12 protein-coding genes are annotated in these 15265 nt (G+C 60.0%); 8 read left to right on the forward strand and 4 right to left on the reverse strand.

Annotation, left to right across the window (positions count from 1 at the left end; genetic code table 11):
- Positions 1–167: 167 nt before the first annotated feature.
- From MHY87_RS17550 to MHY87_RS17560, 3 genes are all read right to left on the reverse strand, one after another.
- On the reverse strand, positions 168–1166 hold the full coding sequence (locus MHY87_RS17550; protein ID WP_239353872.1) for a Gfo/Idh/MocA family protein: 999 nt from the start codon (positions 1164–1166) through the stop codon (positions 168–170).
- 100 nt (positions 1167–1266) lie between these two features.
- Positions 1267–2865, reverse strand: a complete 1599-nt coding sequence (locus tag MHY87_RS17555; RefSeq protein WP_239353873.1) for a glycoside hydrolase family 43 protein — start codon at positions 2863–2865, stop codon at positions 1267–1269.
- A gap of 44 nt (positions 2866–2909) precedes the next feature.
- On the reverse strand, positions 2910–3908 hold the full coding sequence (locus MHY87_RS17560; RefSeq protein WP_239353874.1) for a LacI family DNA-binding transcriptional regulator: 999 nt from the start codon (positions 3906–3908) through the stop codon (positions 2910–2912).
- Between the two features lie 209 nt (positions 3909–4117).
- Here MHY87_RS17560 and MHY87_RS17565 point away from each other — a divergent pair, with 209 nt between their 5' ends.
- From MHY87_RS17565 to MHY87_RS17600, 8 genes are all read left to right on the forward strand, one after another.
- Positions 4118–5353 (forward strand): ABC transporter substrate-binding protein, encoded by a 1236-nt coding sequence (locus MHY87_RS17565; protein ID WP_239353875.1) that lies wholly within the window; start codon positions 4118–4120, stop codon positions 5351–5353.
- A gap of 73 nt (positions 5354–5426) precedes the next feature.
- On the forward strand, positions 5427–6365 hold the full coding sequence (locus tag MHY87_RS17570; RefSeq protein WP_239353876.1) for a carbohydrate ABC transporter permease: 939 nt from the start codon (positions 5427–5429) through the stop codon (positions 6363–6365).
- Positions 6362–7246, forward strand: a complete 885-nt coding sequence (locus tag MHY87_RS17575; RefSeq protein ID WP_239353877.1) for a carbohydrate ABC transporter permease — start codon at positions 6362–6364, stop codon at positions 7244–7246. Before MHY87_RS17570 ends, MHY87_RS17575 begins: the two co-directional genes overlap by 4 nt.
- Positions 7247–7248: 2 nt before the next feature.
- Entirely contained in the window at positions 7249–8328 is a 1080-nt protein-coding gene (locus tag MHY87_RS17580) for an ABC transporter ATP-binding protein (RefSeq protein WP_239353878.1), read from the forward strand.
- Positions 8329–8365: 37 nt separating this feature from the next.
- Positions 8366–9133 (forward strand): sugar phosphate isomerase/epimerase, encoded by a 768-nt coding sequence (locus tag MHY87_RS17585; RefSeq protein ID WP_239353879.1) that lies wholly within the window; start codon positions 8366–8368, stop codon positions 9131–9133.
- Positions 9134–9138: 5 nt separating this feature from the next.
- Positions 9139–10314, forward strand: coding sequence for a Gfo/Idh/MocA family protein (locus MHY87_RS17590; protein WP_239353880.1), 1176 nt, complete (start codon positions 9139–9141; stop codon positions 10312–10314).
- A 417-nt stretch (positions 10315–10731) separates the two neighbouring features.
- On the forward strand, positions 10732–12057 hold the full coding sequence (locus tag MHY87_RS17595; RefSeq protein WP_239353881.1) for an amidohydrolase family protein: 1326 nt from the start codon (positions 10732–10734) through the stop codon (positions 12055–12057).
- A gap of 29 nt (positions 12058–12086) precedes the next feature.
- Positions 12087–13973, forward strand: a complete 1887-nt coding sequence (locus MHY87_RS17600; protein ID WP_370644983.1) for a metallophosphoesterase — start codon at positions 12087–12089, stop codon at positions 13971–13973.
- On the opposite strand, the gene MHY87_RS17605 is transcribed toward MHY87_RS17600, so the two are convergent.
- A complete protein-coding gene (locus MHY87_RS17605) occupies positions 13867–14877 on the reverse strand; it encodes an AI-2E family transporter (RefSeq protein ID WP_239353917.1) in 1011 nt (336 codons plus the stop codon). The genes MHY87_RS17600 and MHY87_RS17605 overlap by 107 nt on opposite strands.
- Positions 14878–15265 lie beyond the last annotated feature (388 nt).

Genomic DNA, 15265 nt, shown 5'->3' on the forward strand with positions numbered 1-15265 from the left:
GGGACGCACACAGCCCGGGCAGACCTCAGGGGCGAGCGCCTTACTCCTCCCGGAACGCCCGAACCGCATGATCCACAACAGGCTTCGTGAGATACGACAGCGCACTGCGCGAGCTGGTTTGAGTGCCTGCACATGCACGACCTGCTGCAATCCGAACAAAGGACTTGCTAGATCGCCTCCCAGGTCAAGGACTTTGTGGAGCGCCGTAACGCATCCAGAATGCGCATGTTCGCAAGAGCGTCGTCCAGATCATCTCCTGGCGGCTCGGCCCCCCGAACGATACGGCTGAAAGCCTCCCCCTGGAGTTGATACTGATCGATGGCCGGAAACTCGATGGCCCGCGCCGAGCGACTGCCAGGCACGGCGCCCTCATCGAGGAAGATGCGGGTTGGCTGGTCGGGTGGAGCGTTGAAGGGGATCTCGATCTCGATCCGTCCCTTCGTGCCGAAGATTTGCACCCGCTGATGAGGCACGAGCTGGGTTGAGACCGTGAACGTGACCTGCCGGCCTGCGCCGAAATCCATGAGCGCGCTGGTCGTGCGGTCGATCCGCAAGATAGGATCAAGATCCTCGAGCGCCATGACACGGATCGGCTCGGCCTCGAAAAAATAACGCCCCGCCACCACCGCATAGCAGCCGATATCCAGCAATCCACCGCCACCGATATCCGCCATGTTGCGGATGTTGGATGGGTCGGCGTTGAAATAAGAGAAGAACACTTGGATCGCCCTCGCCTCTCCGATTGCTCCTTCGCGGATAAGGCTTCGGGCATGTTGCCATTGCGGATGGTGTCGGACCATGAAGGCCTCGGCGATGATGACCTTCGATGACGCTTCCTTAAGTTGCTCTGCTTCCTGAGCCGTGATCGCAATCGGCTTCTCGCATAGCACATGCTTGCCGGCGGCTGCCGCCATGAGCGTCAGCGGGACGTGCAAGTGATTGGGAAGCGGGTTGTAAATGGCTTCGATGTCCGGGTCGGCGAGCAGAGCCTCGTATGAACCATACGCCTTCGGAATTCCGAATTCTCGCGCCATGTCCTGGGCCGATGCCTCATTCCGAGACGCCACGGCGGCAATAGCGCAAAGCGGGCTTTTCAACATCCCCGGAACGACCTTCGTCCTTCCGATTCTAGCGGTACTCAAGATCCCCCAACGAACGGGCTGCATGTTGTCCTCCTGAGGATAGGTATACCGATGAGCGGCAGGCTTTTGAATGTAGTCCTTTTGCGAAATCCGCTCGTCGTTTCGCTATACTCGCCTACTGATTTTACCCGGCTGCACGATAGACGAAGAAATCGAAATCTGCCGGCGAAGCACGCCCTGTCAGATCATGCGCGGCCATTCCGACGAATGCACCCGTAAACGAGCCGTGAGCCCCCGGCCCTGCCTCGTCCGATAGAATGCTCGCATCAAGGATAGGACCGACAGGATTCCAGCTCCCACCATCGATCGACCATCTGAACTGAAGGTCGGCCTGCCGCACATCGACACCAAGATAAACCGGGCCTTCGGCCGGCAGCGGCAGATCATTGTCGAGCCCATAGGTCATTAAAGAATCCGGATAATCTCCTAAGCACGAGATGACTTGGAGCACCCGCCTCCCCTCGTCGTCGGCAGACACGGCAAGATAGTGAAAGCGGGCACGGTCGTAGTAGCAGATCAGCCCGGCAAGCTGCTGATAGGTTTCCGGATTGAAATCCACCGACGTTTCTGCCGAGTAACTCCACTCCGTCTGGCGCCGGGCGACGAGAGCCTGTTCGAACCAGCTTCCGATGGACTCGCGCCCGTAAAGCCGGAGATGCCCTTGTCTGGCACTCAACGAGAACAATCGGTCCCAATCGGGAGTGCGCAGCCACTGAAACTCGGAAGGGAGTTTTCCGTCGTCGAAATCGTGGCGCTCAGGCGCTGGCGGGAATGGATGAGATGGGAGCTCTGGGCCTTGAATTTCGACGGCCGGAACCTGCCCTCCATGGGCAAGGTACAACCAATCGTCTTCTCCCCAGACCACTCGCTGGATTGCCGTCTCCCGGCCGAGCGGCGAACGCCTTGATCCAGGCAGGGGGCGACTGCAGAGATGCGTATGAAACACCTCGCCATCAGGCGTCTCCACATAGAAGCCGTGCCCTGCCCTCTGGAGCGGAGCATCCGGTGCGTCCTTGCTCGTCAGGAGATGAATGTTCGGGTGAAGCTCATACGGGCCATCAATCGTTCTGGTACGCGCCATCGTGACGGCGTGATTGTAGGAGGTGCCGCCCTCAGCCACCGTGAGATAGTACCAGCCTTTTCGCTTCCACAGATGCGGCCCCTCGACCAACCCGAGAGAGCTGCCTTTGAAGATGTTCTTGATTGGGCCGACGAGGCGGCGCTCTTGGGGTGAGTATTCCTGAAGGAGAATGCCGTCGAAAGAGCTTCGGCGCCGGCGGTGATCCCAGACCATGTTGACAAACCATTTTCGTCCGTCTTCGTCATGGAACAGTGAAGGATCAAAGCCTGACGAGTTCATGTAGATCGGGTCGGACCACGGCCCCTCGATGGAAGGTGCCGTCACAAGATAATTGTGCGTGTCCTTGAAATTGCCGAGACGCCGCTTCACGTCCGTATAGATCAACCAGAAGAGACCATCCGCATAGGTCAGCGCGGGCGCCCATACGCCGCAGCTGTCGGGATTGCCGCGCATGTCGAGTTGCGACGCGCGATCGAGCGGGCGGCAGATCATGCGCCAGTTTACGAGATCACGCGAATGATGGATCTGCACGCCGGGATACCACTCGAAGGTCGAGGTGGCGATGTAGTAATCGTCGCCGACTCTGCAGAAGGCGGGATCAGGATTGAAGCCGCGCAGGATCGGATTGCGGATGGTCGTCATGGGCGTTTCCTGTTCTTCCGATTTCTTCATGTGTTAAGGCAGCATTATCCTTGCTTCTTTCCGAGCGCTGGCCCGGTCGTGCCTCTTTCCAGCAATTGCAGTGGCAAGCGGACATCCCCGTCCGTCCGACCTTTTTCTCCTTGAATCATGCTCAATAGAGCGCGGGCGCCAGTGCGCCCGATCTCATGCAGCGGTTGCCGGAATGTGGTGAGTGTCGGCTCGGTGTAATCGGCAAACTCAATGCCGTCGAAGCCGATCACGGAGACATCTTCCGGCACGCGGATTCCGGCAGACCTCACGGTCTTGATGAAACCGATCGCGCTTTCGTCGCAGGCCGCGAAAACTCCGGTCGGCCGTTTCCTCATACGCAGAAAAGCCTCAGCTGCGGCGACGCCGGTCGAGAACATGAAAGGCCCCTCCCAGCGCGCGACTTTCTCGCTGCACCCAGCTGCCAGGACGCCTTCTTGGAAACCCTTGAAGCGTTCCGTTTCGATGTATGTGCCTGGCAGGCCCGAGATGTAACCAAACGTGCGATGGCCCAGTTGCACCAAATACTCTGCTGCCTTCCGAGAAGCTTCCCGGTCCTGAACGACGATGTTCGGGATTCCACTGTCTGGAATGGCCGAGCACATGGCCACCATAGGCAACCCGGCATCTCCCATGCTGCGCTTGCTGCCTTGTGGGATACGCCCGTTCATCAGAAGAACGCCGTCTACCTGGCGGGAGAGCACGAGGTCGACAAATCGCACCTCTCGCTCCGTCTGATTGTCCAGATTGGCGACGATGATCCCGTACCCGCTTTGTGTCAGTTCATCGTCCACGCCTCGCAGAACCTGAGCAAAGACAGGATTGGTAAGCCGCGGGGCGACCACTAGCACGGTCATGGTGCGCCGCGTGCGGAGATTCCGGGCCGCGCTGTTGGGCGTGTATCCGCTGCGGCGCACGGCCTCCATGACGACCTTATGCGTCTTTTCCCGAACCTGATCCGGATTTGCCAGCACACGGCTGACGGTGGCTGTGGAAACCCCGGCAAGCCGAGCCACATCCGCAATGCGGACCTCCTTCACGGTTTTCCAGCCCCTACGGCTCATGGAGCGCACTCTCGACCTGTCACCACAATATCGCCTCAATCATCGCAAGGGGGACGCTACGTAAATTTTAGTCTTGACTTACCTTGAAGACGATTTCAACCTACATAAAACAAGATGTAATCGATTACAAAAACGGTTCACAACGCTTCTGGGAGAAAGCCATGCGCCTGAAGACACGCGTTTCCGCGTATACCCTTGCTATTGCCATGATTTCGAGCTCTGGAGCCTTCGCCCAAAAGGCGGAAGTACTCCATTGGTGGACGTCAGCCGGCGAGTCCGCGTCTGTCAAAGTGTTTGCCGACCAGTACACGAAGGCCGGTGGCACCTGGGTCGACAATGCCATTGCCGGCGGCGCGAACGCCCGTGCGGCGGGCATCAACCGCATCGTCGGCGGCAATCCGCCGGCCATGATGCAGTTCAATACAGGCAAGCAGTTCGACGAACTCGTCAGCAACGACCTCGTTCGCGATGTCGAGAGCAAAGCCAAGGCCGGAAAGTGGCGTGAGATCATGCCCAAGCCGATCGTCGATGCCACGGTCCGCGACGGCAAGTTCTACGCGGTTCCGATCAATATCCACGGCCAGAACTGGATGTTCTACAACATCAAGCTCTTCAAGGATGCTGGCGTCGAGCCTCCGAAGACTTTCCCTGAGCTCATCGCTGCTGGTGAGAAACTCAAAGCCACGGGGGTGATCCCACTTGCTCTGGGCGGACAACCCAACTGGGAACATAACCTGTTCCGTGCCGTGCTTGTCGGCAATGGCGGCGCGGATCTGTTCCGCAAGGTCTACGGCGCGCGGGACCAGAAAGCGGCCAAGAGCCCAGAGTTCAAGGAAGCGACCGAACTCTTCGGGAAGATGCGTGCTTTGGTCGACCCCGGCTCTCCGGGCCGCAACTGGAATGACGCCGCAGCACTCGTCATCACCAACAAGGCGGCCATGCACTTCAATGGCGACTGGGCCAAGGGCGAGTTCACCGCAGCTGGACAAGCGGCAGGCAAGGAATACGGTTGCACCATCGTCGGCAAGGAGCCGAGACTTGTGATCGGCGGCGACGTGTTCGTCTTCCCCGTGACCAAGGACAAGGATCAGCTGGCGGCTCAGGATAAGTTGGCGGATGTCCTGCTCGATCCGACGACCCAGCTTGAGTTCAACAAAAAGAAGGGCTCGATTCCGGTCCGGCTGGACGTGGACGTGTCATCCATGGATGTCTGCGCTCAGAAGTCCGCCGCCGTGCTGAAGGACCCGGCGAACCAGGTCGAGGCCATGGAACTCCTGAGCACGCCGAACTTCTCCGGCGCCATGCAGGATGCGGTCACGCAATTCTGGAACAACCCGAGCATGTCGGCTGACGCCTTCGTGGAGAAGGTCGTTTCCGCCATGCAAAGCGCCAGCTGAGGCACCTTCATTCAAGTGCGGTCCGGCGGAGCCTCGCTTCCGCCGGACTGGCAACCCCTGAAGGAGTTTTCAGATGGCCATTGTCTCTATCCCGACCGCTGTTGCCACCTCCGAGCGCCCTGTCAAAAACCGCCGCATCAACAGAACGCGACTGCCGGCCGCTCTGGCGCTTCTCCCGACGGCACTCATTGTCCTGGTCGTCTATATCGGCTGCATGCTGTGGACGGTCCGCCTCTCCTTCACGAGCTCGACGCTACTCCCCAAGCTCGACTGGGTCGGCTTTGCCCAGTACAGCCGCCTCTTCATGAATGACCGTTTCCTGGTCTCGGCCGAAAACATCCTGATCTTCGGCGTTCTGTTTATTTCGGGATGCCTCATTCTCGGCTTCATGCTTGCCGTTTTCATCGATCAGAACGTCCGCGCCGAGGGTGTCTTTCGCACGATCTTTCTCTACCCCTATGCCATGTCCTTCGTCGTCACTGGCGTCGCATGGCAGTGGTTTCTCAATCCCGGCCTCGGCCTCCAAAAGCTCGTGCGCGACATGGGCTTTGAGAACTTTACTTTCGATTGGCTCGTGAACCAGCAGATGGCGATCTACACCATCGTCATTGCAGGCCTGTGGCATGGGGCCGGATTGACCATGGCCATTCTGCTCGCAGGCTTACGAGGCGTGGACTCGGAACTCTGGAAGGCCGCTCGCATCGACGGCATCCCCACCTGGCGCGTCTACCTGTCCATCGTTCTCCCGCTGCTTCGGCCCATGGTCGTGACCGCCACTGTGCTCCTCGCGACCGGTGTCGTGAAGCTCTACGACCTCGTGGTTGCCATGACCCTCGGCGGCCCTGGCATCGCAACGGAAGTGCCGGCGAAATTCGTGATGGATCACCTGTTCGAGCGGAACAACATCGCACTGGGAACGGCTGCCGCCACCGTCATGCTGATCACGGTCGTCGCGATCCTCGCCCCATGGATCTACGCCAAATATGTCCGTCCCCAAGGGAGGCCCGCATGAGCACCGCCATCCCGCAGGGCCGCCGCCCACGGCACCTCACCATCGGCCGCATCGGCGTCTATGCCTTCCTGATCACGGCCGCCCTGTTCTTCATGCTGCCGCTCTGGATCATGCTCGTCACCTCGCTCAAACCGATGGACGAAATCCGGCTCGGAAATATTCTCGCGCTGCCTGTCAACCTCACGTTCGAGGCATGGACCAAGGCCTGGTCGTCCGCCTGCACCGGGCTTGAATGCAACGGCATCAGCGTCGGCTTCTGGAATTCGGTTCGCATTCTGATCCCGTCCGTCATCCTGTCGATCACCGCAGGCGCCATCAACGGATACGCCCTTTCTCTCTGGAGGGTTCGGGGAGCGAACGTAATTTTCGGTATCCTGCTGCTCGGCGCGTTCATTCCCTATCAGGTTTTCCTCTATCCCCTGGTGCGCATCTTCTCCACGACGGGCATCTACAACTCGCTGCTCTGCATCATCATTGTGCACGTGATCTTCGGCCTGCCGACGATGACGCTCCTGTTCCGCAACTACTATGCGGGCCTGCCCATAGAGCTGTTCAAGGCGGCGCGCATCGATGGCGGCGGGTTCTGGACGATTTTCTTCCGGGTGATGCTGCCCATGTCGACTCCGATCATCGTCGTTGCGGCGATCCTTCAGGTCACCGGCATCTGGAACGATTTCATCTTCGGCCTGACCTTCGCGGGTCGTGAGAACTTGCCCATGACGGTGCAACTCAACAACATCGTTCACTCGACGCAAGGAGAGCGCGCCTACAACGTGGACATGGCCGCAACCATGCTCGCCGCGCTCGTTCCCCTCGTCGTCTATTTCGTTTCGGGACGCTGGTTCGTCCGCGGCATCGCCGCAGGTGCAGTGAAAGGGTAAATATGTCCACCGTATCCGTTCGCGACATCACCGTTGCCTTCGAGGCCGTCCGCGTCTTCAACGGTCTCTCCCTCGATTTCGAGGCGGGCGAGTTCATCGTCCTGCTCGGCCCTTCGGGCTGCGGAAAGTCGACGCTGCTCAATGCCATCGCCGGACTTCTCGACATCTCCGAGGGGCAGATCTGGATCGGGGGACAGAACGTCACCTGGGAGGAGCCGAAGGATCGCGGCATCGCCATGGTCTTCCAGTCCTACGCCCTCTACCCGCGCATGAGTGTGCGCGAGAACATGTCGTTCGGGCTCAAGATGGCGAAGACGCCCAAGCCCGAGATCGAAAAGCGGGTCAAGCAGGCGGCGGAACTGTTGCAGATCACTCACCTTCTCGACCGTCGCCCCGATCAATTGTCGGGCGGCCAGCGTCAGCGCGTGGCCATTGGCCGTGCGCTCGTGCGCGATGCGGCGGTCTTCCTGTTCGACGAACCGCTTTCCAACCTCGATGCGCAGCTCAGGAACGAATTACGTGTCGAGATCAAGCGGCTGCATGCCCGGCTCGGCAAGACGACGATGATCTACGTGACGCACGACCAGATCGAAGCGATGACATTGGCCGACCGTATCGTGGTCATGAAGGATCAAATGATCCAGCAGGTCGGCAGCCCGGCGGAGATCTACCATCGCCCCGCCAATATGTTCGTCGCAGGCTTTGTCGGCTCACCGCAGATGAATTTCATCAAGGGCAGGCTCGAGGATACCGGCAGTGGGCCGATTTTCGTGTCGGGCCAACGCCGCCTGCCGCTCCACGGCTACACGTTCACCGGCAGCCCCTCCCCTGGTCAGGAAGTGGTTCTCGGCGTGCGGCCGGAGCATCTGAAGATCGTCGAACTCGGCGCCTGGCCCGGTTTCAGCGTCGACATTATCGAGCCCATGGGAGCCGACACCGTGATCTGGTGCAGCGATCGTGAAGGCTCGCTCCAGGTCCGCACCAGTGGAGACATCAGATTGTCGGCAGGCGATCATCTCAATCTCGGGATCGATGCCGCGCAGATTTCCCTCTTCGACGCCGAAAGCGGCCAGCGCCTCTGAACGCAAACACATTCACTTTTCAAACTCTGAGGACTTCATGAGCGTCACAGATTGCCTTTCGATACAGCTTTACACCCTGCGCTCGATGGAAGACCTCGACCGCATTCTCGATACCGTGGCGCAAGCCGGATACAGCTATGTGGAGACGGTGGGCTCTCATCTCGATGATGCACAAGGGGTACGCTCCAGGCTCGATGCGCGGGGACTGAAGGCATCCTCAAGCCATGTCAGTCTGGCGGCTTTGCGTGAAAAACCTAATGCCGTCATCGAAGCCTGCCGGGTTCTTGGCCTCACGGATCTCTACATGCCTGCTGTTCCTCCCGAGCAGCGCGACATGGCCGCCGACGGATGGCGCTCTCTCGGACAGGAACTCGGCAAGATGGCTGAGCGCTTTCAGAAGGATGGCATCCGTCTCGGCTATCACAACCACCATTGGGAGATGGTTCCGAAGGACGGCGCTAAGACGGCGCTGGAGCTGATCTTCGAGGAGTCGGAAGGAAGCCCCCTCGCCTGGGAGGTCGATGTGGCGTGGCTCGTGCGCGGCCATGTCGATCCCAAGGCATGGATCGACCGCTATCGCAGCAAGATCACTGCAGCACACGTCAAGGACATCGCTCCCACGGGACAGAACGAGGACCAGGACCGCTGGGCGGATGTCGGCTCCGGCGTGCTGGACTGGCGCGGCCTGTGGCGAACCTGCCGCGAGGCAGGCGCCAAATGGATGGTCGTAGAGCACGACAAGCCCGCCGATCCCGCCAAGACAGCCCGCTCGAGCTTCGACTTCCTGCGCAATATCGAGGGATAAGAATCATGAAAACCCTGAATGTCGGCATCATCGGATGCGGCAACATCTCGGGCATCTATCTTCAGAACATCCCGGCCTATCGGGGGCTGACGCTGCGCGCTTGCGCCGATGTGAAACCCGAGATCGCTCAGGCCCAGGCCAGCCGCCATGGCATCGAAGCTCTCTCGGTCGATCAGCTTCTGGCTCGCGAAGATATCGATCTCGTCGTCAACCTCACGATTCCCAGCGCACATTTCGGCGTATCTCTCGCAGCACTCAGTGCAGGCAAGCACGTCTTCTCGGAAAAGCCTCTCGCGGTGGATTTCGAGCAGGGACGCAAGTTGGTCGATGAGGCCGAGGCGCGGGGCCTGCTGCTGGGCTGCGCACCGGATACATTCCTCGGGGCCGGCGGCCGCCTCGCCCGCCAGCTCGTGGACGACGGAGCCGTCGGGCGCATCCTTTCCGGATCGGCCTTCCTCATGTCACACGGCATGGAGCATTGGCACCCGGATCCGGAGTTCTTCTTCAAGCCGGGCGGCGGCCCCATTCTCGATATGGCACCCTATTACCTCAGCACTCTGGTCAATCTCATCGGCCCGGTGCAGCGCGTGTTCTCCATGTCGGGTATCGGTTTCCCCGAGCGCATCGTGACTGCGGAATCTCCGAAGAAGGGGCAGCGGATCAATGTGGAAACGCCGACGAATGTCATGGCGCTTCTGGAATTCGCCTCTGGAGCACAGGTTACATTCTGCATGAGCTGGGATGTCTGGAAGCACGGCCATCCGGCAATTGAGCTTTACGGCACCGAAGGCTCCCTGCGTGTGCCGGATCCGAACTTCTTCGGCGGTCATGTCGAAATGACCGAGCGCGGCGGGGACTGGCAGCCGAAGGATTCGAGCGACATGCCGCTCGGTGCCCCCAACTGGCGATCTCCGAACTGGGCGCCCGAGATGCCGTCGCGCGCGAACTACCGCGCGCTCGGCCTCGCCGATCTTGCCAGCGCCGTCATCAACGGCACGCCTCATCGCTCGACGGGCCGGCTGGCCCTGCATGTCCTTGAGATCATGCACAGCATCCTGGAAAGCGCAGCCACAGGACGGGCGATGCCGATCACGACCATGCTGGAGCGCCCGGCGGTTCTCTCCGACCAGGACGCGGCTGTGCTATGGCAAGGCCCACCTCAAACGGCAACGGCAGCTTAAGGCACTGAGGGTCAGAAACCCGACGGGACAGAAGAACTTCACTCCCAAACTCGTCACGGAGAAGGTTCAGGCTTCATCATTCACACAGGACCCTCCTGTGTGAATCGGGGTCAGGCCCATTCTCGGCTCAGGGTTTACCTCACGAAGTTCGAGGTTTTTCCCGATACTCAAGCATGCGGAGGAGAGCTAGGCTTCAAGAAGCCCTGCCCGCAAGTGAGATCCTTGGCTTTTCTTCAGACGCGCTGACACCGCATGAAGCCGTGTCAGCCTCCGGACGAGACGCTGCGGATCCCCATTGGACGCGACTTTTATGCGGCACGCGGCCTAACACTTATGAGAGTGGGCGCAATGTCTGTCCGCGCAGGGATTGTTGATTTTGTCTCCAGGTCATCCCGAGGGCTCATGCTGGCGGGGGTTATGGCCGCAGCACATGCTCCGGCAGTTGCCCAGGCACCCTCACCTTCCATCGCCGGCAACTCGACAACGCTCTTCGAGAATGTCCGGATCTTCAACGGCAAGAATGCCGCCTTGTCGGCTCCCTCCCATGTTTTGGTGAAGGGCAACACCATTGAGCGCATCTCCGCTGCCCCAATCGATGTAACGGCGGAACCTGGTGTCCAAGTCGTCCCCGGAAACGGGCGCGTGATCATGCCAGGCCTGATCGACATGCATTGGCATGCGATGCTGGTGCGGCCGACTCCCGCGATGCTTCTTTCCAGCGACATCGGCTATTCGACTCTTCTCGCAGGGGCCGAGGCCACAGCAACCCTCATGCGCGGGTTCACGACTGTCCGTGACATGGGTGGACCATCCTTCAGCCTCAAGCGCGCCATCGACGAGGGGCTTCTGCCGGGACCGCGCATCTATCCGTCCGGAGCGATGATCACGATCACCAGCGGCCACGGCGATTTTCGCCAGCTCTCCGACCTACCGAGGACCATCGGTGGAATGCTGGCTCGTGTCGAGCAACTGGGCGGGAGCATGATCGCCGACAGTCCGGACGAGGTGCGCATGCGTGTGCGCGAGCAGCTCATGCAAGGCGCCTCACAAATCAAGCTCACCGCCGGTGGCGGCGTGGCATCCCCGTTCAGCCCTCTCGATGTGTCCACGTTCACCGAAGCAGAACTACGGGCCGCCGTTGAAGCCGCCGAGAACTGGGGCACTTATGTCTGCACTCATGCTTATACATCCGCCGCCATCCAGCGTTCGATTGCGGCGGGTGTCAGGTGCATCGAGCACGGACACCTGATGGACGACGCCACGGCCCGGCTGATGGCGGAAAAGGGAATCTGGCTGAGCACCCAGCCCTTCCTCGACCTGAGTGGCGCCAGTGCGCTGGGCCCGGCGGAACAGGCCAAGATGCGACAGGTGGTTGGCGGCACCGAGACGGTCTATGCTCTGGCGAAGAAATACGGGCTCAAGACGGCGTTCGGCACCGACATTCTGTTCTCCCAGGAGCTGGCAGAGCGCCAGGGCGCCATGCTTGCCGCTCTCACTCGCTGGCATACGCCAGCTGAAGCCCTGGTCATGGCGACCTCGACGAATGCAGAGCTGCTGACATTATCTGGCCCCCGCAATCCATATCCCGTCAGGCTCGGTGTCGTGGAAGAAGGAGCGATGGCGGATCTGCTTGTGGTCGATGGCAATCCGCTTGAGAACCTCGATCTCGTCGCGGACCCCGACAGACGCTTTCTCGTCATCATGAAGGATGGCAAGATCTATAAGAACACGCTGCCTCAATAAGCCTGCTTCGGCAGCATCCGGGTTCGGCCATGACGATGAAGTCTCAGCCTACACCGCCGAAAGAGAAGATGCGGGAACATAGGTCGTTTCCTCGGGTGCATTTTCTCATCGATCCACGTCTTGGCGATGTGGAGGATGATGTCGCGAGTACCAAGAGCCGATCTCTCCTCGCAATCGGCGGGCGGCTCCTTGCGGAAATCAGCATACCCAAGCTTATCCTGGCCTGGATCATGCTGATCGGCCTTCCGGCTATTCTGCTGGGGCTCGCACCGCTCGTCATTCTGGGATGGGCGACCACGATATCCGGACAGGTCGCGACGGCTCTGGCAGGCTTCTGGTCGCTGCTGATCGTTGCTGGTCTCATCGCTCTCACATGGATCGGCGGCAAGCCCGTGCTGCGCGCTGCCGAAAGCAGCTTCTGGTCCCTGAATGCCCTGGCTGTGCAACCCGTCTACGCCCTGTTCCGCGAAGGGTTGCGGCATATCATTGGCAAGCTCTCTCCCGATACGAGGCCTCGCCGGCAAACCCGTCTCTATGCTGTCGCCGCCCTCGGAGGCGGTATGCTGGTGAGCGCCTTGTCGGTCTGCCTCGTCATCCTCGCCTGGCCCGCATCGCGCTGGATCGGTGAGGCCGGAGACGTATTGGTGCCGCACCAGTTAATCCTTCCCGCCCTCGCCAACGCGGTGGTCATCGTCGGATGCTATGTCACGGTAGCGGCCCTCGTGTGGGCCCTTGCGGACGGCGCTTTGGGACGTCCTGCCGATCTCATGGCTTACGCCGATATTCCCGCACAGGCCCGAACCTGGCGCATCGCGCATCTGTCCGATCTCCATGCCGTCGGAGAGGGTTATGGATTCCGCATCGAAAGCGGCCGTGCAGGACCTCGCGGAAATGGGAGAATGCGCCTTGTGCTCGATAGGCTCGACGCCCTTCACGCACAGCATCCCCTGGATCTGATCCTAATCACCGGCGACATGACGGATGCCGGCCGGTCGGCGGAATGGGCGGAGTTCCTCGACACGGTCGCGGCCCATCCCGCGCTGGCCGAGCGCCTGCTGATCCTTCCCGGCAACCATGATGTGAACGTGGTCGATCGCGCCAATCCAGCCCGGCTTGAACTGCCGACGAGCCCTGGAAAGCGCCTCCGCCAGCTTCGAACTCTCTCGGCCATCGAAGCCCTACAGGGAGACAAGGTCTTTTGCCTCAACTCCGAAACCGGACATTTGGGCCCTACCCTCGCCGAGCGGCTGGCTCCCCATCGGGAAGACATTGCTGCCTTTGCCGGAGCGGGTGGTATCCGACTCTCCCATCGGCTGTCACAGATCTGGGACGATGTATTTCCCATGATCCTTCCGCCGAAGACCGATGACGGGATCGGCGCGGCGCTTCTCAACTCGAATGCGGAAGCGCATTTCTCCTTCACGAATGCACTGGGGCTGATGCCCGCCCTTCAAGCGCAGGATCTCATGGCCGCCATGGAGCGCTATCCGCGCGCCGGCTGGATCGTCGCGCTCCATCACCACCTTGTAGAATATCCCACGCCCGCGAAGGCCTTCTCCGAGCGCGTGGGCACGGCTCTCATCAATGGGTCGTGGTTCGTCAGACAGTTGCGTCCCTTTGCGGAAAGGCTGGTGGTCTTCCATGGGCACCGGCATACGGAATGGATCGGTCAATGCGGCGACGTTAGGATCGTCTCAGCCGCCTCCCCCGTCATGAATCCTGCAATAAACGGCAATATTTCATTCCTCATCCATACGCTTGCCGTCAGCGATGGCGAGATGAAGCTCGCGGCACCTGAGCGCGTGGAGATCAGGCTTCCGGACGAGTCTGCTCAGGGATGGGCGGATCGGTCTCGTCCGGCGGGCCGAGCTGGATCGCGAGCCACCGGGTCGAAGGATCCTGCGCGCAGAAACTGAGAACGGCAATCGTGATCGGAATGCCGATGAACGTGCCCGGCAAGCCCCACAGGAACGTCCAGAGAAAGATCGCGAACAGAACCACGAAGGGAGACATAGCAAGCACGGTTCCGGAAAGGCGCGGCTCGATATAGCTGCCGACTACGAACTGGATCAGGTTCAAGCAGGCGAAAACCACGATGACGGCCTGCCAGGTGTCGAACTGGACCATCGCAAGCAAAGTCGGAAACAGGGTCGCGATGAAGGGACCGATGAACGGGATATAGTTCAGCGTGAAGGCGATCACGCCCCATTCCTGAGCGAGCGGCAATCCGAAGAGCAAGGCGAACGCCCAGACGAGAATGCCGGTCAGAACGCTCATCAGGGTTCGTACAATCATGTATCGTCTGATCTTTACCGCCGTCTCCTCGCTTCCGCCGAGAATGACGCGCGCGATGCGGTGGTTCGGCAGCATATTGATTTTTCTGGAGGTTCCCTCAACTTCGAGCAGGCCGATAATGACGTAGACGAGCACAACGAGCCAGAAGCTCAATGTGGTGTTCACCTGGCCGGTGAGCTTCTGCATGAGGCTCACGATCCAGCCGATGTTGAAATGCTCGGCCCAGAGACCTGCCACCGCGATCCCCTGCTCCTCGAGCCAAAGGATCATCTGATTGTAGAGCGCCTGGAACCTGCTCAAGTTGATGAGGATCCAACGCCCGACGCGACTGAAGGCCCAGACGATCAACGAGGCGAAACCGCTGAACGTCACCACGAGCAGGAAGATGCTGATCGCCAGAGCGACGAGACGTGGAATGTGAGCCTGAAGACGGGATTGCAGCGGCCAGAGGATCGCGATCAGGAACAGTGAGAAGGCAACCGGAGCGATGACCGCCTCGGCAATATAAACCGCACCGAGGAGCATCAGGATCACGAGCACGATCAAGGCCCAATGCGTCACGCCGAAATCAGAAGATGCTCGATACGTTTCGTCCAAGGGAGTCTGGGGCCGATCCACGTGCTCTCTCCCGAGTTCCAGTGGCGTCCTAGATCAGCGGGTTCGTCCGTCGTGAGCTCTGTTCATCGAAACTGCAGCAAACCCAAAAAGGTATAGGCCCAGATTCTCAACAACAGATCAGAACCAGCGCATTCTCATCAGCAACTCAAGTTTTATTCCTTGTCAAGGAATAGAAAAAAGACCATAATCCGCACACTTAACGATCCGCATAAGGGGCTTTTTGCCCGCGGGAGATTGTGTGCTCTCCTAGCAGGATCCTTGTTCCCGTTTGAATAAGTCCAAGTCGTTTGCAGAA

It is taken from the genome of Microvirga sp. ACRRW, from assembly GCF_022346925.1.
Taxonomy (GTDB): Bacteria; Pseudomonadota; Alphaproteobacteria; order Rhizobiales; family Beijerinckiaceae; genus Microvirga.

Coding starts and splice junctions, on each gene's coding strand:
- MHY87_RS17580 (WP_239353878.1), top strand. CDS start 7,249: ATGTCCACCGTATCCGTTCGCGACATCACCGTTGCCTTCGAGGCCGTC.
- MHY87_RS17600 (WP_370644983.1), top strand. CDS start 12,087: ATGACGATGAAGTCTCAGCCTACACCGCCGAAAGAGAAGATGCGGGAA.
- MHY87_RS17595 (WP_239353881.1), top strand. CDS start 10,732: ATGGCCGCAGCACATGCTCCGGCAGTTGCCCAGGCACCCTCACCTTCC.
- MHY87_RS17565 (WP_239353875.1), top strand. CDS start 4,118: ATGCGCCTGAAGACACGCGTTTCCGCGTATACCCTTGCTATTGCCATG.
- MHY87_RS17570 (WP_239353876.1), top strand. CDS start 5,427: ATGGCCATTGTCTCTATCCCGACCGCTGTTGCCACCTCCGAGCGCCCT.
- MHY87_RS17555 (WP_239353873.1), bottom strand. CDS start 2,865: ATGACGACCATCCGCAATCCGATCCTGCGCGGCTTCAATCCTGATCCC.
- MHY87_RS17605 (WP_239353917.1), bottom strand. CDS start 14,877: ATGCTCCTCGGTGCGGTTTATATTGCCGAGGCGGTCATCGCTCCGGTT.
- MHY87_RS17550 (WP_239353872.1), bottom strand. CDS start 1,166: ATGCAGCCCGTTCGTTGGGGGATCTTGAGTACCGCTAGAATCGGAAGG.
- MHY87_RS17585 (WP_239353879.1), top strand. CDS start 8,366: ATGAGCGTCACAGATTGCCTTTCGATACAGCTTTACACCCTGCGCTCG.
- MHY87_RS17590 (WP_239353880.1), top strand. CDS start 9,139: ATGAAAACCCTGAATGTCGGCATCATCGGATGCGGCAACATCTCGGGC.
- MHY87_RS17575 (WP_239353877.1), top strand. CDS start 6,362: ATGAGCACCGCCATCCCGCAGGGCCGCCGCCCACGGCACCTCACCATC.